This is a genomic window from Pseudocitrobacter sp. 73 (assembly GCF_008369545.1).
GTDB lineage: Bacteria > Pseudomonadota > Gammaproteobacteria > Enterobacterales > Enterobacteriaceae > Pseudocitrobacter > Pseudocitrobacter vendiensis.
This window is the reverse complement of the sequence record NZ_VTZO01000080.1, coordinates 1-206: the sequence shown is the minus strand read 5'-3', so window position 1 is coordinate 206 and position 206 is coordinate 1. Positions and strand designations below refer to the sequence as shown.

The 206-nt window shown below is 57.8% G+C and carries 1 protein-coding gene; it reads right to left on the bottom strand.

Annotated features, from left to right (window positions below):
- The coding region (locus F0Q32_RS25845) for an Ig-like domain-containing protein (RefSeq protein WP_149465177.1) at positions 1-206 on the bottom strand (206 nt) is incomplete at both ends.

The following is a 206-nucleotide window of genomic DNA, read 5'->3' as shown; positions in this document are numbered from 1 at the left end:
TCCTGCACTGTGGCTTCATAAGGCTTACCGTTAATCTCCAGATGCACCACATCACCCGCTTTCGCGTCGCCGCCCACGGTACCGCTGATGGTGGTGTACTCGGCCTTCGCTTCCTCAGCGTTGATCCAGCCGTCCCCTGCAATGACATCAATATCCAGCGTCACGCTGATATCCGTGTCCACTTTCACCGGCTCAACCGCGTTGGC